Consider the following 281-nt stretch of genomic DNA (forward strand, 5'->3'; position numbering starts at 1 on the left):
AGCGAGACGATGTGGCGAACGCCCGTCTCCCAGTACTCACGGATCACCTCGTCGACCCCGTCGCGCGAGGCGCCGAAGCAGGTCAGGTGGGCGGCGGGCTTGAGAGTCGTTTCGTCCAGGATGCGCTTGACCGTGCGGTGCGTGCGCTCGCGGGTCGATCCGCCGGCGCCGTCAGTCACCGAGACGAAGGCCGGGTCCAGCGGGGCCAGGCGGGTGATCGCCTGCCACAGGCTCTCTTCCATCGCCGGGGTCTTGGGCGGGAAGAACTCGAACGAGACGCG

1 protein-coding gene is annotated in these 281 nt (G+C 69.4%); it reads right to left on the minus strand.

All coding sequences use genetic code 11. The features are described from left to right. The coding region (locus tag EIK80_RS25765) for a methylenetetrahydrofolate reductase (RefSeq protein ID WP_199743651.1) at positions 1–281 on the minus strand (281 nt) is incomplete at both ends.

It is taken from the genome of Caulobacter sp. 602-1, assembly GCF_003931565.1.
Taxonomy (GTDB): Bacteria; Pseudomonadota; Alphaproteobacteria; order Caulobacterales; family Caulobacteraceae; genus Caulobacter.